The following is a 21,918-nucleotide window of genomic DNA, read 5'->3' as shown; positions in this document are numbered from 1 at the left end:
CACCAAACCTCACACCGATAGGCTTTCCTCCATGGCTGAGTTCATTTACCAAATGAAGAAAGTTCGCAAGGCGCACGGCGACAAGGTCGTGCTCGACGATGTCACCTTGAACTTCCTTCCAGGCGCCAAGATCGGCGTCGTCGGCCCCAACGGCGCCGGTAAATCCAGCGTGCTGAAGATCATGGCCGGCCTGGACCAGCCGAACAACGGCGACGCCTTCCTCGCACCAGGCGCCACGGTCGGCATCCTCATGCAGGAGCCGTCGCTGAACGAGGAGAAGACCGTTCGCGGCAATGTCGAGGAGGGTCTCGGCGAGGTCAAGGTGAAGCTGGATCGCTTCAACGAGATCGCCGAGCTCATGGCCACCGATTACTCCGACGAGCTCATGGACGAGATGGGCAAGCTCCAGGAGTACCTGGACCACGCCGACGCGTGGGACGTCGACTCCCAGCTGGAGCAGGCCATGGACGCGCTGCGCTGCCCGCCGCCGGAGGAGCCGGTCACCAACCTCTCCGGTGGTGAGCGCCGCCGCGTCGCGCTGTGCAAGCTGCTGCTGAGCAAGCCGGACCTACTGCTGCTCGACGAGCCGACCAACCACCTCGACGCCGAGAGCGTGCTCTGGCTCGAGCAGCACCTGGCCGCGTACGCGGGCGCCGTGCTCGCCGTCACCCACGACCGGTACTTCCTCGACAACGTCGCCGAGTGGATCCTCGAACTCGACCGCGGTCGCGCCTACCCCTACGAGGGCAACTACTCCACCTACCTGGAGAAGAAGGCCCAGCGGCTCGAGGTTCAGGGTAAGAAGGACCAGAAGCTGCAGAAGCGGCTCAAGGACGAACTGGCCTGGGTGCGCTCGGGCGCCAAGGCCCGCCAGGCCAAGAACAAGGCCCGTCTCGGCCGGTACGAGGAGATGGCGGCCGAGGCCGACAAGCACAGGAAGTTGGATTTCGAGGAGATCCAGATCCCGGCCGGTCCGCGCCTGGGCAGTGTGGTGGTCGAGGTCGGGAACCTGGACAAGGGCTTCGGTGACCGTCAACTCATCAAGGATCTGTCGTTCACGTTGCCGCGCAACGGCATTGTCGGTGTCATCGGCCCGAACGGTGTCGGTAAGACCACGCTGTTCAAGACCATCGTCGGGCTCGAGGATCCGGACAGCGGCATCGTGCGGGTCGGTGAGACGGTCAAGCTGAGCTACGTCGACCAGAACCGCGCGGGCATCGACCCGAAGAAGAACGTCTGGCAGGTCGTCTCCGAAGGCCTCGACTTCATCCAGGTCGGTAACCAGGAAATGCCGTCGCGCGCGTACGTCAGCGCGTTCGGCTTCAAGGGCCCGGATCAGCAGAAGCCCGCCGGTGTGCTCTCCGGCGGTGAGCGCAACCGCTTGAACCTGGCGCTCACCCTCAAGCAGGGCGGCAACCTGATCCTGCTCGACGAGCCGACCAACGACCTCGATGTGGAAACCCTGAGTTCGCTGGAGAACGCGCTCGAGCAGTTCCCCGGCTGCGCCGTGGTCATCTCCCACGACCGCTGGTTCCTCGACCGCACCTGCACCCACATCCTGGCGTGGGAGGGCGACTCCGACAACGACGCCAAGTGGTTCTGGTTCGAGGGCAACTTCGAGGCGTACGAGGCCAACAAGATCGAACGCCTCGGCCTGGAAGCGGCTCGCCCGCACCGGGTCACGCACCGCAAGCTCACCCGCGACTGAGCGCGGAGGCTCGACGGGCCGCACTCGTGGGTGCGGCCTGTCGCAGCGGTCGAGCAGAGTGGTGTGTTGCGGCCACTCTGCCGAAGGAAATGCGGACAACCCCGCCAGAACGGACTCGCTGCCGAAGGAAATACGGTCGGCCCGCGCCGCGGATCGGATCTGGTTAGGGTGGGATCTGTGCATGCGAAGGCGCAGTCCGATCACTGGGTAGGTCTTATCGCCGACGCGGCAACATAACTTCGTCGGTCCGATCGGTTGCCCTGCCAGGATCGTCGACTGCGGCAATCGAGCGGCGAACCTCGCGATAGTGGTGAACACCCTGGGATTGAAAGGGATTCCACCCCTACGTCGACGAGGCGCAGCTACTCTCGGACCGGCGTCACTTTGGTGCGGAACCGAATCCGAGGGAGTTGGCGAAAAATGACGGTCTCGTCCGAATTGTCCAGCGCGGCGTGGGCCGCGAGTTTGCCGCAGGCGTTGCGCGGCGATCTCGCTACCCTCGAGGAGGCGTATTTCCGCCACGTCGACGCGGGCGATGTGGACTGCGCGATCACCGGTATCACCCAGATCTTCCGACGGCACACAGAGTTGGCGATGACCCGCCAGGCCGAGCGGGCGCTGGTTCGGGTGTATCACCCGGACGACGGGTCCGGGCTCGGCGCCGCGGTGCAACTGGTCACCGATGACATGGCGCTGCTGGTGGAGTCGATCACCTCGTCGTTGAGCCGGATGGGCGTCAGCGTGAGCGAGGTGATCCACCCGATCTTCGAGGTCGAGCGTGACGCGGACGGGCGGCTGCTCAGGGCGGCCCCACATGAGGTGGACGGCAACGGCAGCACCGGGCTGCGCGAATCGTGGATGCACGTCCAACTGCACCCCTCGACGAGCCGGGCGCTGCTGGACCGGATCGAGGGAGCGCTGCCGGATGTTCTTGCGGATGTGCGCCAGGTAACCGGCGACACCGAGGCCATCCGCGACGTACAGGGCAAGCTGGCCGACGACCTCGAACTCGCGGCCAAGGCGGGTACGGCGCCCTTCTCCGACACCGACCTGGTGGACTGCGCGAACCTGCTGCGGTGGTTGGCCAGTGGCAATTTCACCGTCCTGGGCTACGCCCGTTACCAGCACACCACCACGGAGGGGCAGACCGAATCGGCCCCACTGCCCGGCACCAGCCTCGGCGTGCTGCGACCCGATGTCGGCACCGACTTCCGGGTGCCGGTCAACGCCGGCGAGCGGCCGCTGCTGATGTTGACCCAGGGCTTGGTGCCCGCCACGGTGCATCGCTCGGTGTACCCGTACTTCGTCGGCGTCGCGGACTTCGACGAGGCCGGAACCATCATCGGTGAGCATCTGTTCATCGGTGTCTTCACCGTCACGGCGGTGCACGAGAACGTACTGGACATCCCGGTCATCGCGCGCCGGGTGCGCTCGGTCATCGAGGCGAGTGGGTTCGATCTGGAGTCGTTCTCCGGGCAGGCGATGCTCGAGGTCATCCAGTCGTTCCCGCGCACCGAGCTGTTCTCCTCGGACGTCGAGACGATGCGTCGGACCGCGGTCGCGGTGCTCAATGTCGGCCTGCGCAGGCAGGTTCGGCTGTTCCTGCGCTCGGACGGCTACGGCCGGTTCGTCGCCTGCCTGGTCTACCTGCCCCGGGACCGCTACACCACGCGGGTGCGGTTGGAGATGCAGGAAATCCTGGTGCGCGAACTGGGTGGCGTCTCCATCGACTATTCGGCACGGGTCAGCGAAAGCGAGCTTGCCAGCGTCTATTTCACGGTGCGGATGCCAGAGGCGGAGTTCGGGGTGCCGCGCACCTCGGAGGCGGTCGCCGACACTTCCGAGGCCAACCGGCTGCGCATCCAGAACCTGCTCGCCGAGGCGAGCCGAACCTGGGGCGATCACCTCAACGACGAGGTGAGCACCTCGACGGTGCTGGATCCGGGTCTGGTCCAGCGCTATGCAGAGGCGTTCCCCGAGGGGTACAAGCAGGACTTCGCACCGGACCGGGCGTTGTACGACATCGTCCGGTTGGAGCGGCTCTCCGAGGGCTCGATCGACCAACACCTGTATCGCCGTGCGGATTCGGACCCGGGCTCCTGGCGATTCACGCTGTTCATCGGCGGTACCGGCGTGTCACTGAGTCAGGTGCTTCCGGTGTTGCAGAGCCTCGGGGTCGAGGTGGTCGACGAGCGGCCGTACCAGGTCCAGCTCGACGCGCCGCCCGGCGGCGATCAGGCTGTCGAGCGGTGGATCTACGACTTCGGCCTGGTCGCACGGCCCGAATTGCTGCGCAGTTCACTGGATCGGGATCTGGACGCGGAACTGTTGGAGTCCTCGGCTCGCATGGCCGTATTGGAGTCGGAGGTGCGTGGACTGCGCGAGCGGTTCACCGAGGCCTTCGAAGCGGTCTGGTACGGCCGCGCCGAAGCGGACGCGCTCAATGAACTCGTGCTGCGTGCCCGGCTGCCATGGCGTGCGGTGTCGATCCTGCGCACGTACTCGAAGTACTTGCAGCAGGCGGACTTTCCATACAGTCAGGCGAATATCGCCAGAGTGCTGCTCACCTATCCGGATATCGCGCGGTTGTTCGTCGACTTGTTCGCGGCGCGGTTCGAACCGGACAACCAGTCGTCCCTGCACGCCGCCGATCTGGAGACCCAGGTGCACGGCCGGATCGACGAGGTGGTGAGCCTCGACGCCGACCGCATCCTGCGCGCCATCCTCTCGCTGATCAAGGCGACGCTACGGACCAACTACTACGTGACCGACGCCGAGGGCATGTCGCGGTCGTTTGTGTCGGTAAAGTTCGAGCCGCGCGAGATCGCCGAATTGCCCAAGCCGAGGCCGCAGTTCGAGATCTTCGTGTACTCGCCTCGGGTCGAGGGCGTGCATCTGCGTTTCGGTCCGGTGGCGCGCGGCGGGTTGCGCTGGTCGGACCGCCTGGAGGATTTCCGCACCGAGATCCTCGGCCTGGTGAAGGCGCAGGCGGTTAAGAACGCTGTCATCGTCCCGGTCGGCGCGAAGGGTGGTTTCGTGGTGAAGCAGTCGCCCGCGGCAACCGGTGATCCCGGTGTGGACCGCCAGGCGATGCTTGCCGAGGGCGTGGCCTGCTATCGCACCTTCATCTCGGGTCTGCTCGACGTCACCGACAACGTCGATCTTGCGACCGGCGCTGTGCTGCCGCCCGCGCGGGTGGTCCGGCGCGACGGCGACGATACCTATCTGGTGGTTGCCGCGGATAAGGGCACCGCGACGTTCTCCGATATCGCCAATGGTGTTGCCCAGCAGTACGGTTTCTGGTTGGGCGATGCCTTCGCGTCCGGTGGTTCGGCGGGTTATGACCACAAGGCGATGGGCATCACCGCGAAGGGCGCATGGGAGAGCGTGAAGCGCCACTTCCAAGAGATGGACCTCGATACACAGACCCAGGACTTCACCGTGGTCGGTGTCGGTGACATGAGCGGCGACGTGTTCGGTAACGGCATGCTGCTCTCCGAGCACATCCGCCTGGTCGCCGCGTTCGACCACCGGCACATCTTCCTCGACCCGAACCCGGACGCCGCCCGCTCCTTCGTCGAGCGGCAGCGGATGTTCGCGCTGCCACGTTCCTCGTGGGCCGATTACGATGTCGCGCTGATCAGCGAGGGCGGCGGCGTGTGGGATCGCACGGTGAAGTCCGTCCCGATCAGCCCGCAGACACGCAAGGCGCTCGGTCTGGCCGACGGGGTGGAGGCACTGTCGCCGCCGGAGCTGGTGCGCGCGATCCTGCTCGCCCCGGTGGGCCTGCTGTGGAACGGGGGCATCGGCACCTACATCAAGGCGAGCACCGAAACCAATGCCGAGGTCGGCGACAAGTCCAATGATCCGGTGCGTGTCAATGGAAACCAGTTGCGGGTCAAGGTGATCGGCGAGGGCGGCAACCTCGGTGCGACCGCGCTCGGCCGAATCGAGTTCTGCCGCAGCGGCGGCAAGATGAACACCGACGCCCTGGACAACTCGGCGGGTGTCGACTGCTCCGACCACGAGGTCAATATCAAGGTGCTGCTCGACGGCGTGGTCAGCGCGGGCCAGCTGACCGAGGACGAACGCAACCCGCTGCTCGCCTCGATGACCGACGAGGTCGCGCAGATGGTGTTGCAGGACAACGTGTCCCAGAACTTCCTGATGGGCATCTCGCGTGCCGAGGCGCCGCGCATGCTGAATGTGCACCAGCGGCTCATCGAGGATCTGCAGCAGCGCCGCGGCCTGGACCGGGAGCTGGAGGCGCTGCCGTCGGATGTCGAGATCAAGCGCAGGATGGAGGAGGGTTCCGGCCTCGAGTCTCCCGAGCTCGCCAATCTCATGGCGCACGTGAAGCTTTCGCTCAAGGCCGATCTGCTCGACACCGATCTGCCTGACAGCACCTACTTCGCGACCCGGCTGCCGGACTACTTCCCGACGCCGCTGCGTGGCCGATTCGGTACCGCGATCAAGAAGCACCGGCTGCGCCGGGAGATCGTCACCACGGTGCTGGTGAACGAGATGGTCGACTACGGCGGGATCAGCTACCCGCACCGGCTGAGCGAGGAGATCGGCGCCACCACCACCGATGCGGTGCGTGCGTTCGCGGCGACCACCGAAATCTTCGACCTGCACGACATGTGGGCCCGCATCCGGGCTGCCGACGCCTCGGTCTCCGTCCGCGACGAACTGGAGCTGGAAACCAAGCGCGCCCTCGACCGTGCCTCACGCTGGCTGCTGAGCAACCGGCCGCAGCCGATCGCGGTCGGTGCGGAGGTCAACAGGTACAGCAGGGGCGTGCGGGAGCTGGCTCCGCAGGTCCCCGGTTGGCTGCGTGGCCACCACGTCGCGACGCTGACCGACCAGTCGGCGGAACTGATCGCCCTCGGCGCGCCGACCGACCTGGCCACCGAGGTGTTCGGACTGCTGAATCTTTTCCCGCTGCTGGATGTGTTGGATATCGCAGACATCACCGATCGCAGCGGCGACGAGGTCGGCTCGCTCTACTACGCGCTGAACGACCATTTGAAGATCGACTGGCTGTTGCAGGCCGTCAGCCACCTGGAACGCGGCGATCGCTGGCACGCCCTCGCCCGGCTCGCGCTGCGCGACGACATGTACGGCTCGCTGCGCTCGCTGACCCTCGACGTGCTCTCCGGCGGTGACCCGGAAGAGACCGCCGATGAAAAGATTGCATACTGGGAGTCGAAGAATCAGTCTCGGCTCGGGCGTGCTCGGGCCGCACTGTCGGAATTGTTCGAGTCCGGAACCCACGATCTCGCCACGTTGTCGGTTGCAGCGCGGCAAGTGCGAAGCATGGTGAGCGGGGTGGGCGCCCAATCGGAGGTACCACGTTGACGAGTTCGTTGAACGGTAACGGGCAGGCGCACAGTGTTGTTTCGAGCGACCTGCAAGCAGTCGCTCGCGGCAGCAGTCTTGTGCTGCCGAAGCGCTTCCACGCCAAGGTGGACGTCAGGTGGTCGGACATGGACGTGTTCCAGCACGTCAACCATGCCCGGATGGTGACACTGCTGGAAGAGGCGCGGATCCCGTGGCTGTTCGAGGACGGCCGCCCGACCGCGCCGCTGCGGGAGGGCTGCGTGCTTGCCGACCTGCGGGTGCGATACCGCGGCCAGCTGCGCCACGAGGACACCCCGCTCGATATCGCCATGTGGATCGAGCAGCTGCGCGCGGTCGACTTCACCATCGGCTACGAGGTGCGGGCGGCCGCTGCCGCGCCGGACTCGCCGGCCGCGGTGATCGCCTCCACGCAGATCGCCGCGTTCGATATCCAGCAGCAGCGGCTGCGCCGGATCACCGAGGCCGAGCGCGACTATCTCGCCGAGTGGATGGAGTGACCCGCTCACACGGTGACAACCGCGCGGTGACAACAGCGTGATGACCGGGCAACGCGTGCTGGAGGTTTCCGATCCAGCCGAGCGAGAGAATCTCGCGACCTTTCTCACCCGGGCCGTGCGTCTGGACCCCGCGGCGGTGGTGCGGTTGCGCCGTCGCGGGGATCGTTTCGTGTCCGGCTGGGTAGCAACAGGTTTCGAAGCGCTGGCCGTGCGGACCGTGGTCGCCGAGATCGGCGTCGACGATGTCACCGTCGGCGCCGACCTGGTGCTGGCGGGCCTCGCGACCGGAAGCCCGATCGACCTCGGTTACTCGATGGACTCCGCCTGGCGCGGCGCGCTGCCGCCCACCGACGGCTTTATCCACGTCGACGACGTCCCCGCCCGCACTCTGGTCGAGCTCGCCGAACAGGGCGCGCAATTGGCCAAGGAGCATGGCAGCAGCCACGGCCCGCCCGCCTCGCTGCTCGATCAAACGGTGTTGACCGTATCTGCCACGAACGCACAGGTGGAAGTACCCATGCGAGTCGTCTTCGCGCTCACCGCAATGGATTTCATCCCGCATTCCGGCGATAAAGCCGACTCCCGCCGCATCCTCCCCACCGAAATAGTCCGAGTCCGCGCCACCAAAACCTGGCTACGCATCGACGCCCGCTACGGCTCCGTCGCCCGCCGGATGGCCGGGCCCATCCCGCTGACCCCCACCTGACCCGCCACCCGAATTCCCGCACCCTTCTGCCGTCAGGACACGCCTAGCAGACGCAGCCCGGCCGTGGTCGCGGCGGCCGCGACGATGACGACAAGCAGCGGTTGGTTGCGCCAAGCCAGCAGACCGCCGACTATCACTCCGGCGGGCAGCGCGAAACCGATATGACCGGATCCGATGGGGAAGGTGGTCACCGCCACCAGCGCAGTCAGCAGCACCACCGCGCCCACGTCCAGCAATTGTGTTGCCCGAGCGGGGAATCGGATCCGTGTCCGCAGTGCGGGCCCGGCCCACCGGAAGGCATACGTGCCCACCGCGAGTACGAGTGCGGCGGCCATCAACAACGGCGAAACCATCAGCGCACCAACCCATCGTCAGCGAGTAGATCGAGTGTTGGCCGGTCGAGCGTCAGCCCGGTGCAGGCTATTGCGTCCGAAACGGACAGAGCCGATTCCGACCCGAACGCCAGGTGTGCGCTCATCCATCGCACCGTTCCGCCGCAGCGTCCCCGCAGCGTTCCGCCGCACCGTCCCCACCCCGTTTCGGTGTAGCGTCAGCGTCCCCGCGCATGGGTGCGGCGTCCTCACCCCGTTCCCGCGCGGCGAACACCACCCCGGTCAGCGCGACGAGCACCGGCATCCCAGCAGGCAGAAACGGCGCACTCGCCACGGCCGCCACAGCACCGAACAGGGCCGCGCGCAGCGTCGTCGCCCGCGCGCGCAGCGCGGGCACCACCAACGCCAACAGCACAGCGGGGAACACCGCATCGAGTCCGAGCACCGAAGTATCGGGCACCACGGTTCCGATCAGCGCGCCGATCGCCGCGCCACCCGGCCACGCGAGCAGCACGCCGAGGCCGCTGATCCAATACGCGGCCTGTCTGCGCGCGACATCGGGCTGGGCCAGGGCCAGCGCGACGGATTCGTCGTTCATCACGTGCACGCCGATGGGTCGCCGCCAGCCGGTGCCGACCACATCGGGAATCGACAGCCCGTACGGCACATGCCTGGCATTGACCAGCAGCCCGGCCAGTGCCGCCGCGATGGGGCTGCCGCCTGCGGCGATGATGCCGATGAATAGAAACTCCGACCCGCCGGCCAGAATCAGCACGCCGAGGACAATGGGCAACCAGAGCGGAAAACCCGAGGTGACGGCGGTGGCGCCGTAGGAAACACCGATCAGCGCGACCGCGAAGCATACCGCCGCGATGCCGGAGTGCGTGCCCCGATCGAGTGTTCGCCATATCGAACGCATGTTTCTTATACTGAACATGGTTGGGCGGTTCGTCAATATGGTTTTCTGTTGGGCGGTCTTCTACTCGACGAGAGCGGGGCATGGTGCAGGAAGAATCGACGGTGACGACGCCGCAGGCGGTGATCGCCGCGTCGTTGCGTCGGGAACGTACGCGGGCCGGCCTGTCGCTCACCGAGGTGGCGAGCCGCGCGGGCATCGCGAAATCCACTCTGTCCCAACTGGAATCGGGCACCGGAAATCCGAGCCTCGAGACGCTCTGGGCGCTGTGCGTAGCGCTGGATATGCCCTTCTCCCGCCTGCTCGGCCCGCCCCGCCCCAATGTGCAGGTGATTCGTGCGGGGGAGGGGCCGGTGGTGGTCGCCGAACAATCCGACTACCGCGCCACCTTGCTGGCGGCAGCACCGAACAGTTCGCGGCGCGATCTCTTCCGGATCACCGCCGAGCCAGGACATGCGCGCAGGTCGGACCCGCATATCCCCGGTGTCGTCGAGCACGTGTTGCTTGCCACCGGGCGGGCGTTCGTCGGTCTCACCGACGCACCCGTCGAACTACATCCCGGCGACTACATCTCGTACCCGGGCGATGTCCCGCACGTTTTCGAGGCACTCGAACCGGGCACCTGGGCGATTCTGGTGATCGAGTACACCTGACCAGGAGCTGCTCAGGCGGCGCCCTCACCGAGATACGGCAACCACACCGGGTCGAGATCGGCGGTGGTCGACAACAGTCGCCAGTGCGGTCCCTTCGGCGAGACCAACGGCGAGCGCAGTGTCCAGCCCAGCTCGCTGAGCATTTTGTCGGCCTTGCGGTGATTGCACGGCGCGCAGCTGGCGACGCAGTTCTCCCACGAGTGTTCGCCGCCGCGGCTGCGCGGGATGACGTGGTCGATGGTGTCTGCCTTGCCGCCGCAGTAACCGCAGCGATAGCGGTCTCGATGCATGAGGGCGGCACGGGTCATCGGGACGCGGGCTCGGTAGGGCACGTGCACGTAGCTGCGCAGCCGGATCACCGACGGAATGCTGACCGCGGCCTCGGCGGAGTGGACCACCGAACCCTCTGGATCGTGGTGGACGGTGTCTGCCTTGTCGCAGATGAGTAGGACGACGGCGCGGCGCGCGGACAGGGCGGTGAGCGGCTCGTAGGTGGCATTCAGAAGCAGCACCCGGCGCTTCAACCAGTTGGTGCCCTCGCTGGGGACGGACGCGAGGTAGTGACCATGTTCACTGTGACGGGAGGGGTCACCGTGATGGGGAATCTCATCGGTGCGATGTGCACCCGGATAGTGATCGGACAAGATGTGCAGCGGAGTAGCCCCCGACCCACGATTGTGGACGTCGGCGGGCTGGAGTTGTCGGTGCGTCCTGGCCTCGTGTGATCGGCCGTGCCGCTGCTTCATGGGGACCCCGATTTCGTCGATTTCAAGATCATGTGGTATCTCGGCAGACACTGCCACCCAGTTGACCATGGAACGCCGGCTATTGCACGGTGATTTCGCACAATGTCGGATGAACTGTGGTTGAAGGGCCGCGCGTTCGTGACACGGGCACAATGGACTGCGGCCACTGGCGATCGCTTGCGGGTCGCTCGCAAAGAACCCGCTGGCGATCTCTTGCGGGTCGCTCGAAACAACCAGTATTCGGCCCCGATCGAGAGGACCTGATGACTTCCGGCGAGCAAGCGGTGGGTCAGAAAACGGCGCAGCAGTCGTTCTACGAGGCGGTCGGTGGTGCGGCGACGTTCCAGCGGATCCTCGCCTCGTTCTACCGCGAAGTGGCGGCCGATGAGGTGCTGCGCCCGCTGTACCCGGAGGAGGACCTCGGTCCCGCCGAGCGGCGACTGCGGATGTTTCTCGAGCAGTACTGGGGCGGTCCACGTACCTACTCCGAGGAGCGCGGGCACCCACGGCTTCGGATGCGGCACATGCCGTTCACCATCGGTCCGGTGGAGCGGGACGCGTGGCTGCGCTGCATGCGCATCGGCGTGGCGGAGATCGAGCCCGCGGTGCTCGACGACGAGCATCGCAAGGCGCTGCTCGACTACCTGGAGATGGCGGCGAATTCGCTGATGAACGCCAACTTCTGAGGTCGTCGCGTTCGAGTATCGAGATGGCGCCAGGGTTTTCGGCACACATCATCGAATGCTGATGATTTGCCCGATGTTGAGAACGTTGGTCAGCCTGAGCGATTTTGCCGCATAGTTTTGGCACTATTACGGGTGTGATTGATACACCAGCCGTTCCGGCGTCGGTGGATCGCACCACGCAACCATGGTGGCGGTCGGCCGTGTTCTACCAGGTTTATCCAAGATCCTTCGCGGACTCCGACGCTGATGGCATCGGCGATCTCGGCGGTGTCCGCGAGCGGCTCGGCTACCTGGAACTACTCGGTGTCGACGCACTATGGATATGTCCGGTGATGCGCTCGCCGATGGCCGACGGCGGTTACGACGTGGCCGATCCACGCGATATCGACCCGCTGTTCGGCGGCGTGGCGGCGATGGACGAACTGATCGCCGAGGCGCACGGCCGCCACATCAAGGTCACGATGGACCTGGTGCCGAACCACACCAGCAGTGAGCATCCCTGGTTCGCCGCGGCACTGTCCGCGGCACCGGGCAGCCGAGAACGCGCCCGCTACATCTTCCGTCCCGGCCGGGGTCCCGATGGCGCACAGCCGCCGAACAATTGGCCGAGCATCTTCGGCGGACCTGCCTGGACTCGCGTCACCGAGGCCGACGGCACGCCGGGCGAGTGGTATCTGCACATCTTCGCGGCCGAACAGCCGGACTTGAACTGGGAAAACCCGGAGGTGGCCGCCGATTTCGAGGAGACCCTGCGGTTCTGGCTCGACCGGGGCGTCGACGGGTTTCGGCTCGACGTGGCGCACGGGATGGCGAAGCCGGACGGACTGCCCGATATGGAGGTCGTCCAGACCAGGCTGCTGGTGAACGACGACAGTGACCCCCGATTCAACAATCCGGCCGTGCACGAAATCCACCGCCGCATCCGCAAGGTGCTCGACGAGTACCCGGACGCGGTCGCTATCGGCGAGGTGTGGGTGGACGACAACATCCGATTCGGCGAGTACCTGCGTGCGGACGAACTGCATCTCGCCTTCAATTTCCGGCTGGCTCAGACCCTCTTCACGGCCGATGCCGTGCGTACGGCGATCGACAACTCCCTGGCCGCGGTCGCGCCGGTCGGCGCATCGCCCACCTGGACCCTGTCCAATCACGACATCGCCCGCGAGGTCACCCGCTACGGCGGCGGTGTCGACGGCGTGGCACGGGCGCGAGCGATGTTCATGGTCGAACTGGCCCTGCCAGGCGCGGTGTTCATCTACAACGGCTCCGAGCTCGGCCTGCCCAACGTGGACGATCTGCCGGAGGAGGTGCTGCAGGACCCGGTCTGGGAACGCTCCGGGCACACCGAACGCGGTCGCGACGGCTGCCGGGTGCCGCTGCCATGGGAGGGGAGCGCGCCGCCGTTCGGTTTCACCGCCGCCGCGACATCCTGGCTGCCGGTTCCACCGGAATGGACGGGGCTGACGGTGGAGGCGCAGCTGGAGGAGCTCGGTTCCACCCTGTCGCTCTACCGGATGGCGATCGAATTGCGCCGCCTACGACCGGAATTCTCAGGTCCACGGATCGAGTGGTACGGCAGCCCCGCGGGTTGCCTCGCCTTCCGGCGACCGGGTGGGCTGGTCTGCGTGCTGAACGCCTCGGCCGTCCCGATCTCGTTGCCGCCGGGTGAGGTAGTGCTGGCGAGCGCGCCACCGGAGAACGGACAGCTGCCCGCGAACGCCGCGGCCTGGCTGGTCTGACTCGACACGAACGGTGGACGGCTCGACCAGAAAACGATCTACTACACGCGATCGTCTACCGTTGGTCCGTGAGCATTCTCGAGACAGTGTTGATCTTCGTCGGCATCCCGCTGGTGATCTACGGCGCGATCGCCGGATTGTCGTATCTCGGTAAGCCACTGGCCGGTGAGAAGCCGGTCCACTACGACCTCGGTCAGAAGTGGACACAGCCGCCGGTGCTGTGGAGTGCTACCGACGAGGTGACCATCCAGGGTCACCACGCTGAGACCCCGCATGGCACCCATGCGGCTATCGAATCCGCCGAGGCGGAGCTGATCGGAGGCCGGGCAAGTGGCAAGTTCTAATTGGCCCGCGGTGGTCGAGGCCGATCTACCGCACGGATACGTCGTCACCACCAGCGGACGGGTGTCCGGCGTGCACGAGGCCGGCGATGTGTTCAAGGAAGCGCCGTTCAGTGATGAAGAGCGGCTGGCGATGGACAACGTGCTCACCGAGGCGACCAGGGCGACCAAGGTTCGCTTCAACATCTACATCGGCGATCTCGGTGGCGACCCGGCCGCAGGCGCGGACGCGATCTTCCCCGGGACCCCCGAGGCGGCGCACTCGGTGCTCATCGCCGTGTCGCCCAACGATCGCGCGATCGAGGTCCGTTCCGGCAGCGAGGTCGCCGACCGTGCCAACGATCGGGTCTGCCAGCTCGGCGTCACCGCCGCGCTCAGCTCCTTCCGTCAGGGCGAGCTCATCGACGGTCTGGTCTCCGCGGTCCGCGTCATGGCCGCAGCCATCGGCCGCTGATTCGCGGCCGCACACCAACGTGCACCGGCGCGTTCACCCCACTCGGGTGAACGCGCCGGTTGCGTTTCGCCCCAACGTGGTATCGCCGACAGCCGGAATTATTCCCGCATTCTAACCATTTAAGTCACATTGACAGGTTAGCGTCTTGGGTTCAAAGTTAACCCTTGAAAGTGATTTAGACGGTTAGAAGGTGGTGAGTATGCGACGCGCACAGGTCGCTTGGGCCGGGCTTGCGGCAATGACCGTGTCGTTCGGCCTGAACTTCTCGATGGGAGTGTTCTTCGCGCCGACCGCCGCCTCCTACGGTGTGAGCGCGACGGCTTTGGCCGTCGCGGCGGCATTGGGGACCACGGTGACCGGGTTCGCCCAGCCCTTCGTCGGCAGGCTGCTCGACAGCATCGGATCCAAGGCGGTATTGATCGGCGGGCTGACGCTCATCTCCGGCAGCTACCTCGCGCTCGCGGTGGCGCGGGAGACCTGGGAATTCGTCGGGGCCTACATGCTGCTCGGCGGGCTCGGCTTCGCGGCCTCGTCCACGCTGACGGTCACCACGTTGATCGGGCGATCCCTCGGGAACCAGGTGGGCCCGGCGCTGACGAGAGCGGCGGTCGGCATCAACCTGGGGCAGCTGATCGGGCCGTGGGCGGCGACCGCGCTGTTCGAACCGGTCGGCGTCCGAGCCACCTACGCCATGCTCGGCGCGGTGGGGCTGGCGGTCACCGGCATTCTGTGGGCCATCCTGCCTACTGACCGTGTGGCCAATGCCGTTGCCGGGCAAGCGGAGTCGCTGTCGGGGCGGGGCAAGGTCCTGATCTCGTTCGGCCTGCACTCGGCGACCTTGTACGCGGTGATCCTGCTGCTGCCCAAGCATGCCGTCGAGGTGGGCTGGTCGGTGGTCGCGGCGGGGCGCCTGGTGGCTCTCGCGGCGTTGGCCGCCGGACTCACCTCTGCCGCCCTGGTTCGGTTGCAGCACCGGTATCGACCAGAGGCCCTGCTTCGCGTCCTGTACCTGGCGCGGATCATCGCGCTGGCACTGGCCGTTTCGGCGACCGGTCCCGTCGCGCTCATCGCGGTTGCGGTGTTGTTCGGAGCGGCTTCCTTCCCGATCGTCCCGCTGACAATGGCGGTCGTCTCACGCGGTCTCGACCCCGCCCGGATGGGTCGGACCTTGGCACCCGCCTGGGTGATCCACCAGCTCGCCGCCGCGGCGGGTCTTGCCGTCGCAGGCCTGATTCATGCCCGAACAGACAGTTACCAAGGCTATTTCGCGCTCGGCCTCGCCTTCAGCATCGCCGCAGCTCTACTGCTCACCCCCGTTCGGCATCCCGAATCCGAACTCGCCACCAGCGCGGCCTGAATGCCGCTCGACCCGAATAACCCCACCCAACAAGGAAACAGGAGAAAAACCGAAATGACCGAGGTACGCCACAACACCGTCGAAATCCAGGGCCTGCCGGTCTTCTACCGCGAGGCGGGCGACCCATCCAAGCCGACACTCGTACTGCTGCACGGCTTTCCGACCAGCTCGGCGATGTTCCGCAACCTGCTGCCCGAGCTGGCCGCGGACTATCACCTGATCGCGCCCGACCACATCGGGTTCGGCCAGTCGGCGATGCCGTCGGTGCTCGCATTCGACTACAGCTTCGAGAAGCTCACCGAGATCACCCTGGAACTGCTGGACACCGTGGGTGTCGAGCAGTTCGCCCTCTACATCCAGGACTACGGCGCACCGATCGGGCTGCGCATCGCCTCGCGAAATCCCGACCGTGTCACCGCGATCATCACCCAGAGCGGCAACGCCTACCTGGAGGGCTTCACGCCGTTCTGGGAGGTGTTGTTCGCACACGCCAACGATCGGGCCGCGCATGAGCCCGCCGTGCGCAAGCTGCTCGACCTCGACGCGACGAAGTGGCAGTACACACATGGCGTTCCGGCCGACCGGCTGGCGCTGGTCAGCCCCGACACCTGGACCCTGGATCAGCATTACCTGGATCGCCCCGGCAACAAGGAGATTCAGCTCCAGCTGTTCGCGGACTACAAGCTCAACCTCGACGGCTACCCAGATTTCCAGAAGTATTTCGCCGAACACCGGCCGCCGGTCCTGATCACCTGGGGTGAGCACGACGAGATCTTCGGCCCGGACGGTGCCCGCGCCTTCCTGCGTGACCTGCCCGACGCCGAACTGCACCTCCTCGACGCGGGCCATTTCGCACTGGAGACCCACGGCACCGAGATCGCCGCGCTGATCCGCGACTTCCTCGGGCGCAAGCTCGGCTGAAGGCAACCGAAATACGAAGGCGTGCGCATCACCATGGATGCGCACGCTTCGTTTCGACGAGGCACCAGCTGTCACGTGAGGTCGGCGAAGCACACTGGGCACTCGTAGAATTGCCCCTTGCGCGATCCCCGAAAGCTTGCAAACAGTAGTGGGATGAAGATTCTTGTCACTGGTGCCACCGGGAACATCGGCCGGATGGTCGTCGACCACCTGCTGGCTGCGGGAGCCGACGATGTGCGCGCGCTGACCAACAACCCGGAGCGGGCCGCACTACCCGCCGGTGTCGAGGTCGCCGAGGGCTACCTGCGCCGAGTCGCCTCGCTACCAGCGGCCTTGGACGGCGTGGACCGGATGTACCTGGCTCCGGTACTGGAAACCGTCGACGAGGTTGTTCAATTGGCGAAAGACGCTGGTATCCGGCAGATTGTCGACCTCTCCGGCGACGCGAACACCGAATGGCAGCCGATCGCGCACGCCGTCGAGAAGTCGGGTGCCGACTGGACCCACCTGTACGCGGGCGAGTTCACCGAGAACACCGCGATGTGGGCGGATCAAGTGCGCTCGACCGGTCAGGTCCGCGAACCCTATCCCGATTCCGCGAACGCCCCGATCACGATGGACGACATCGCGCGAGTCGCCGCGACCGTCCTGCTGTCCGACGGACACGAGGGCCGAACCTACAACCTCACCGGCCCGGAAACACTGACCCGAGCCGCCCGGGTCCAGCAGCTCGCCGAAGTCATCGGCAGCCCGGTCGAGTTCGTGAAAGTCTCACGCGCCGAACTGATCCAGTTGCTGACACCAACCATGGGGGAGTACGCCGAGTGGTACGCAGACGGCCTCGCGATGATGGTCGACCACCCCATACCGGCCAACACGACAGTCGCCGACATCACCGGCGCTCCCGGCACGACCTTCAAACAGTGGGCAGCCGCACACGCCGACCTGTTTCGCTGACGCTGCGCCGGTCGGAGGCGACCGTGCCGGGGAAGTCCTCGGCGACCTCCAGGATGGTCTGGACGAAGGTTCGGATCTTGACGCTCTCGGCCGCGGTCAGCCAGGTGAGTCCGAAGTCCATGGTCGGAGCGTCCCGGAAGGGAACGTAGGCGAGATCGGGGCGGGCGTAGTACTCGGCCGAGCGAATGGACGTGGGGCAGACCGCTTTTCCCGCGCTGACGAGCGAGAGTATTTCCTGCCACGCGGTCGTCGCCGGGCCCCGTGGAATGGGTTGGCCCAACGGCGTGTGGCGCGGAAGGTGGAAGTCGAGAAAGTACTGCGGTGGCCCGATGATCGTGATCAATGGGTAGTCCGCAAGATCCTCGAGCGACACCGACTCGCGACCGGCCAGGGGATGGGCCGCGGGAACGGTGAGCGCACGGGGATGAGAGAAGATGATGGGGCCCGTCGTGATATCGGGCTCTTCGGCGGGAAATTCGGCGAGCTGAAGGTCGAGTTCGCGGGTGCGCAATGGCCCGAAGCGGTTGTTGAGCACCTGCTCTTGGATCTGAATTTCGCATTCGGGGTAGCGCGTTCGGAACAGATCGCCCGCCGCGACGATGAGATTGCCGGACCACGCGCCGGAGAAGCCGACTCGCAGTATCCCGGTGATGCCGCGCCCGTTGGCGGTCGCCCTGGCGATCGCCTGCTTGATCTGCTGGTAGCCGGGAGCCAGATCGTCGCGCAGTTGGCTACCGATGGGGGTGAGCGTCACCTGACGGCTGGTGCGCACGAACAGCGGTGCGCCGATACGGCTTTCCTGCTGTTTGATCACTTGGCTGATGCGTCCCGAGGACACACCCAACCGCTCCGCTGTCCTTCCGAAGTGCAGTTCATCGGCAAGGACCAAGAAAATCTCGATATCTCGAAGTTCCACGCTGCTCCCGCTGAGGCGTGCTCGTCCCACCGTTGTGGTGGACGAGCACGCCTCGTATCAGGTGTCCGGCCCGCCGGTCTCTAGGACTCGGCGTCGAAGGCGCGGGCGCGCAGCGAGCGCTCGATGCCTGCCTTGCCCTCGACGACCAGGCGGCGCAGTGCGGGCGGGTGATCGCCCGCGAGGAACTTATCGGCCGTCGCGACGGCCTCCTCGTTGATCGCCCACGCCGGGTAGAGGCCGATCACCACGGTCTGGGCCACCTCGCTGGAGCGCCGCTCCCAGACACCGGGGACATCGGCGAAGTACCGGTCCACATAGGGCGACAGCAGGTCATCCTGGCCGGCCGGGGCGAAACCGCCGACGATCGAGCGGGCGGTGATGTTGGGGACCGAATCGTCGCCCATCACCGTCGCCCAGGCCTGCTCCTTCACCTCGGCGATCGGACGCGCCGTCGCGGCGGCGGCGGCGTACCGCTTGCCTGCCGCGGTCGGGTCGCCCGCCAGTTCCTGGTCGATCACCGGGGTGTCGGTGCCGTCGGCATCGATCTCGCCCGCCGCCGCGAGCGCGGTGATGATCCGCCAGCGCAGGTCGGCATCGACGGCAAGGCCTGGCAGGCCGACCTTGGCCGGATCACCATCCAGCAGTTCGCGCAGCACCTCGGTGTGCCAGGCGGACAGCCTGGCGCCGGTGAGTGCGTTGACGAAGGCGAGCTGGTGGTCTGAGGCCGGCTCTGCCTCGCGGGCCAGCTCGAGCAGGCGGTTGGCGAACTCGGGCCAGCCGGTGGTCGCGGCCCACGCGGGATCGGCGTAGCTGCCGATGGCGGTGTTGGCCTGCATCAGCAGGCGTTGCACCACACCGATTTCGGTCTCCGCGCCGATGCCGCGCTGGACGAGTGCGACGAAGTCGCGCGCCCGCATTTCGGCCTGCCTGGTCATCTCCCACGCGGCCGACCAGGCCAGGGTGCGTGGCAGCGGTTCGGCGATGTCGCCGATGCGGTTCACCAGGACGTCGAGCGAATCGGGGTCGAGACGCACCGAGCAGTAGGTGAGGTCGTCGTCGTTGACAAGCACCAGCTTGCCGCGCGGAACTCCGACGAGTTCGGGGACCTCGGTGCGTTCGGCCGCCTCCAGATCGAGTTCGATCCGCTTGGTGCGGACCAGCTTTCCGTCCTGGTCGTCGTAGACGCCGATGGCGAGCCGGTGCACGCGCCGTTCGCCCGCACCGGGCGCCGCGCCCTCCTGCACGACGGCGAACGAGGTGAACGTGCCGTCGGCGGCCACCTCGAAGTCCGGGCGCAGGATGTTCAGGCCGGTGGTCTTGAGCCACTGCGCGCCCCAGGTCGACAGGTCGCGGCCGGAGGACTTCTCCAGCGCCGTCAGCAGATCGTCGAAAGTGGCGTTGTCGTAGGCGTGTTCGGCGAAGTAGGCGCGCAGCCCGGCCAGGAACGGCTCCAGCCCGACGTAGGCGACCAGCTGCTTGAGCACGCTGGCGCCCTTGGCGTAGGTGATGCCGTCGAAGTTGACCTCGACCGCGGCAAGGTCGGGGATGTCCGCCGCGATCGGGTGGGTGGAGGGCAACTGGTCCTGGCGGTAGGCCCAGGACTTCTCCGCATTCGCGAAAGTAGTCCAGGCACTGGTGTATTCGGTGGCATCGGACTGGCACAGTACCGAGGCGAAGGTCGCGAACGACTCGTTCAGCCACAGGTCGTCCCACCACTTCATGGTGACCAGGTCGCCGAACCACATGTGCGCCATTTCGTGCAGCACTGTCTCCGCGCGCCGCTCGTAGGAGGCGCGGGTCACTTTGGACCGGAAGACGTAGTCCTCCAGGAATGTCACCGCGCCCGCGTTCTCCATGGCGCCCGCGTTGAACTCGGGCACGAACAGCTGGTCGTACTTGCCGAAGGCATAAGGCACGCCGAAGTTCTTGTGGTAGAAGCCGAATCCCTGCTTGGTCTCGGTGAAGAGCCGGTCGGCGTCCATGTGCTCGGCCAGCGAGGAGCGGCAGTAGATGCCGAGCGGGATGGTGCCGTGGTCGTCGGTGTAGGAGTCGGTCCACACGGAGTACGGGCCCGCGATGAGCGCGACCAGGTAGGTGCTCATCTTCGGGGTGGTACGGAAGATGTGCTTACCAGGGTCGGCCGCAAGGGTTTGCACGACAGCGCTGTTGGAAATGACCTTCCAGTCATCGGGCGCGCTGACCGAGATGTCGAAGGTGGCCTTGAGATCAGGCTGGTCGAAGCAGGCGAACATGCGCTTGGCGTCGGCGGTCTCGAACTGCGAGTACAGGTAGACCGCGTCGTCGGTCGGATCGACGAACCGATGCAGACCCTCGCCGGTGTTCGAGTACTCACAGTCGGCCTCGACAACGAGCTTGTTGCGCTCGGCAAGCCCGGTCAGCGTTAGCCCGGTGGACTCGTCGTAGTCGGCGACGTCGATCGGAGCGCCGTTGAGCTCCGCCGAGCGGACACCGCGCGCCATGATGTCGATGAACGTGCTCGAGCCGGGGGTGGCGGTGAAGGTGACGGTGGTGCGGGAGGAGAACGTCTGCTCGCCCGGTTTACCCGCCCCGTCGGTCAGGTCGAGTTCGATGCGGTAGTTCTCGACCGACACTGTCGAGGCGCGTTCGATCGCCTGGTCACGAGTCAGGTTGGGTGCAGACATGAGTCTCCTTCGTGGTCGAAGAACTGTGCCCGGGCAGGCACGACATTGACCACAATGCCACCTCGGTAAGGTTGCCCGCGCGGAACTTTTCGCTTGAACCCTATCGACCAGGATCGGAGCTGCGACGTGAAGCACATCCACGCGGGAAAGGTGCGCGACCTCTACGAGGACGGCGACACCCTGCTGCTCGTGGCCACCGACCGGGTGTCGGTGTACGACGTGTCGCTGCCCACCTCGATCCCGGACAAGGGCAAGCTGCTGACCCAGCTGTCGAACTGGTGGTTCGAGTTCTTCGCCGACATCCCCAACCATGTGCTGTCCACCACGGATGTGCCCGCCGAATTCGCAGGCCGCGCCATCCGGGTCAAGCCGCTGAAGATGGTGCAGGTCGAATGCATCGCGCGCGGCTACCTGGTCGGCATGGGGCTGCGCGAGTACCAGCGTGACGGCGCGGTGTCCGGTGTCCGGCTGCCCGCGGGCCTGCGCGAGGGGGACAAGCTGCCCGAGCCGATCTTCACCCCGACCACCAAGATCTCCGATACCGGCCACGACGAGTTCATGACCTTCGACGACGTCGTGAATCAGGAGGGCCGCGAGGTCGCCGAGCGGCTGCGCGACCTGACTCTCGACCTGTACTCGCGCGGCGCCGCGCACGCGGCCGAGCGCGGCGTCATCGTCGCCGACACCAAGGTCGAATTCGGCTGGGACGGTGAAACGCTGACTCTCGGCGATGAGGTGCTCACGTCGGACTCGTCGCGCTTCTGGCCCGCCGACGAATGGGAGCCCGGCCGCCCGCAGCGCTCCTTCGACAAGCAGTTCGTCCGGGACTGGTCGACCTCGACCGGCTGGGACAAGGAGCCGCCCGGCCCCGAGATTCCCGCCGACATCGTCGAGGCGACGCGACAGCGCTATGTGCGGGCGTACGAGCTGATCACCGGGCGGACCTGGAGCGCCTAGCTGGT

Annotated in this window: 18 protein-coding genes; 13 read left to right on the top strand and 5 right to left on the bottom strand. The window is 66.3% G+C overall.

The annotated features are described in order from the left end of the window. Positions 1-31 precede the first annotated feature (31 nt). The 4 genes from ettA to ACFQZZ_RS21180 all read left to right on the top strand — a co-directional run bounded on the left by ettA (position 32) and on the right by ACFQZZ_RS21180 (position 8,275). The gene (gene ettA / locus ACFQZZ_RS21195; protein WP_378683393.1) at positions 32-1,708 is read left to right on the top strand and encodes an energy-dependent translational throttle protein EttA; all 1,677 of its coding nucleotides are present in this window, start codon (positions 32-34) and stop codon (positions 1,706-1,708) included. A gap of 420 nt (positions 1,709-2,128) precedes the next feature. Beyond that, a complete protein-coding gene (locus ACFQZZ_RS21190) occupies positions 2,129-7,069 on the top strand; it encodes an NAD-glutamate dehydrogenase (RefSeq protein WP_378683391.1) in 4,941 nt (1,646 codons plus the stop codon). Positions 7,070-7,119: 50 nt separating this feature from the next. Next, positions 7,120-7,569: an acyl-CoA thioesterase gene (locus ACFQZZ_RS21185; RefSeq protein ID WP_378684086.1), complete on the top strand. Its 450-nt coding sequence runs from the start codon at positions 7,120-7,122 to the stop codon at positions 7,567-7,569. Positions 7,570-7,609: 40 nt separating this feature from the next. Then, positions 7,610-8,275, top strand: a complete 666-nt coding sequence (locus ACFQZZ_RS21180; protein WP_378683388.1) for a hypothetical protein — start codon at positions 7,610-7,612, stop codon at positions 8,273-8,275. Between the two features lie 32 nt (positions 8,276-8,307). Here ACFQZZ_RS21180 and ACFQZZ_RS21175 read toward each other — a convergent pair whose 3' ends face one another. After that, positions 8,308-8,628, bottom strand: coding sequence for an AzlD domain-containing protein (locus tag ACFQZZ_RS21175; protein WP_378683385.1), 321 nt, complete (start codon positions 8,626-8,628; stop codon positions 8,308-8,310). A 121-nt stretch (positions 8,629-8,749) separates the two neighbouring features. Then, positions 8,750-9,526, bottom strand: a complete 777-nt coding sequence (locus tag ACFQZZ_RS21170) for an AzlC family ABC transporter permease (RefSeq protein ID WP_378683382.1) — start codon at positions 9,524-9,526, stop codon at positions 8,750-8,752. A gap of 80 nt (positions 9,527-9,606) precedes the next feature. Between ACFQZZ_RS21170 and ACFQZZ_RS21165 the strand changes: the two genes are divergently transcribed. Then, a complete protein-coding gene (locus ACFQZZ_RS21165) occupies positions 9,607-10,176 on the top strand; it encodes a helix-turn-helix domain-containing protein (protein ID WP_378683379.1) in 570 nt (189 codons plus the stop codon). 11 nt (positions 10,177-10,187) lie between these two features. On the opposite strand, the gene ACFQZZ_RS21160 is transcribed toward ACFQZZ_RS21165, so the two are convergent. Continuing rightward, the gene (locus ACFQZZ_RS21160) at positions 10,188-10,922 is read right to left on the bottom strand and encodes an HNH endonuclease (protein ID WP_378684083.1); all 735 of its coding nucleotides are present in this window, start codon (positions 10,920-10,922) and stop codon (positions 10,188-10,190) included. Between the two features lie 263 nt (positions 10,923-11,185). On the opposite strand from ACFQZZ_RS21160, the gene ACFQZZ_RS21155 reads away from it, so the two are divergent. The 7 genes from ACFQZZ_RS21155 to ACFQZZ_RS21125 all read left to right on the top strand — a co-directional run bounded on the left by ACFQZZ_RS21155 (position 11,186) and on the right by ACFQZZ_RS21125 (position 17,377). Then, a complete protein-coding gene (locus ACFQZZ_RS21155) occupies positions 11,186-11,608 on the top strand; it encodes a globin (protein ID WP_378683376.1) in 423 nt (140 codons plus the stop codon). A gap of 137 nt (positions 11,609-11,745) precedes the next feature. Beyond that, a complete protein-coding gene (locus ACFQZZ_RS21150) occupies positions 11,746-13,347 on the top strand; it encodes a glycoside hydrolase family 13 protein (protein WP_378684080.1) in 1,602 nt (533 codons plus the stop codon). Between the two features lie 68 nt (positions 13,348-13,415). After that, positions 13,416-13,691 carry a hypothetical protein gene (locus ACFQZZ_RS21145; RefSeq protein ID WP_378683374.1) on the top strand — a complete coding sequence of 92 codons (276 nt, stop codon included), beginning with the start codon at positions 13,416-13,418 and terminating at the stop codon, positions 13,689-13,691. After that, positions 13,678-14,142, top strand: a complete 465-nt coding sequence (locus ACFQZZ_RS21140) for a DUF5130 domain-containing protein (RefSeq protein WP_378683372.1) — start codon at positions 13,678-13,680, stop codon at positions 14,140-14,142. The genes ACFQZZ_RS21145 and ACFQZZ_RS21140 overlap by 14 nt, the downstream gene beginning before the upstream one ends. 199 nt (positions 14,143-14,341) lie before the next feature. Next, a complete protein-coding gene (locus ACFQZZ_RS21135) occupies positions 14,342-15,499 on the top strand; it encodes an MFS transporter (RefSeq protein ID WP_378683369.1) in 1,158 nt (385 codons plus the stop codon). 54 nt (positions 15,500-15,553) lie between these two features. After that, on the top strand, positions 15,554-16,420 hold the full coding sequence (locus ACFQZZ_RS21130; RefSeq protein ID WP_378683366.1) for an alpha/beta fold hydrolase: 867 nt from the start codon (positions 15,554-15,556) through the stop codon (positions 16,418-16,420). A gap of 153 nt (positions 16,421-16,573) precedes the next feature. Next, positions 16,574-17,377 carry an NAD(P)H-binding protein gene (locus ACFQZZ_RS21125; protein WP_378683363.1) on the top strand — a complete coding sequence of 268 codons (804 nt, stop codon included), beginning with the start codon at positions 16,574-16,576 and terminating at the stop codon, positions 17,375-17,377. Here the strand turns inward: ACFQZZ_RS21125 and ACFQZZ_RS21120 are convergent. Together ACFQZZ_RS21120 and pepN are read right to left on the bottom strand one after the other, a co-directional pair. Beyond that, positions 17,337-18,293 (bottom strand): LysR family transcriptional regulator, encoded by a 957-nt coding sequence (locus ACFQZZ_RS21120; protein WP_378683360.1) that lies wholly within the window; start codon positions 18,291-18,293, stop codon positions 17,337-17,339. The two genes, ACFQZZ_RS21125 and ACFQZZ_RS21120, sit on opposite strands and share 41 nt — an antisense overlap. Positions 18,294-18,373: 80 nt before the next feature. Next, complete coding sequence (gene pepN / locus ACFQZZ_RS21115; protein WP_378683357.1) at positions 18,374-20,956, bottom strand: aminopeptidase N; 2,583 nt, start codon at positions 20,954-20,956, stop codon at positions 18,374-18,376. Positions 20,957-21,082: 126 nt separating this feature from the next. Here pepN and ACFQZZ_RS21110 point away from each other — a divergent pair, with 126 nt between their 5' ends. After that, positions 21,083-21,913 (top strand): phosphoribosylaminoimidazolesuccinocarboxamide synthase, encoded by an 831-nt coding sequence (locus tag ACFQZZ_RS21110; RefSeq protein WP_378683354.1) that lies wholly within the window; start codon positions 21,083-21,085, stop codon positions 21,911-21,913. The last annotated feature ends 5 nt before the right edge of the window (positions 21,914-21,918 follow it).

The sequence above is a fragment of the Nocardia sp. GCM10030253 genome (assembly GCF_042675075.1).
Classification (GTDB): domain Bacteria; phylum Actinomycetota; class Actinomycetes; order Mycobacteriales; family Mycobacteriaceae; genus Nocardia.
This window is presented reverse-complemented; position numbering and strand designations above follow the sequence as displayed.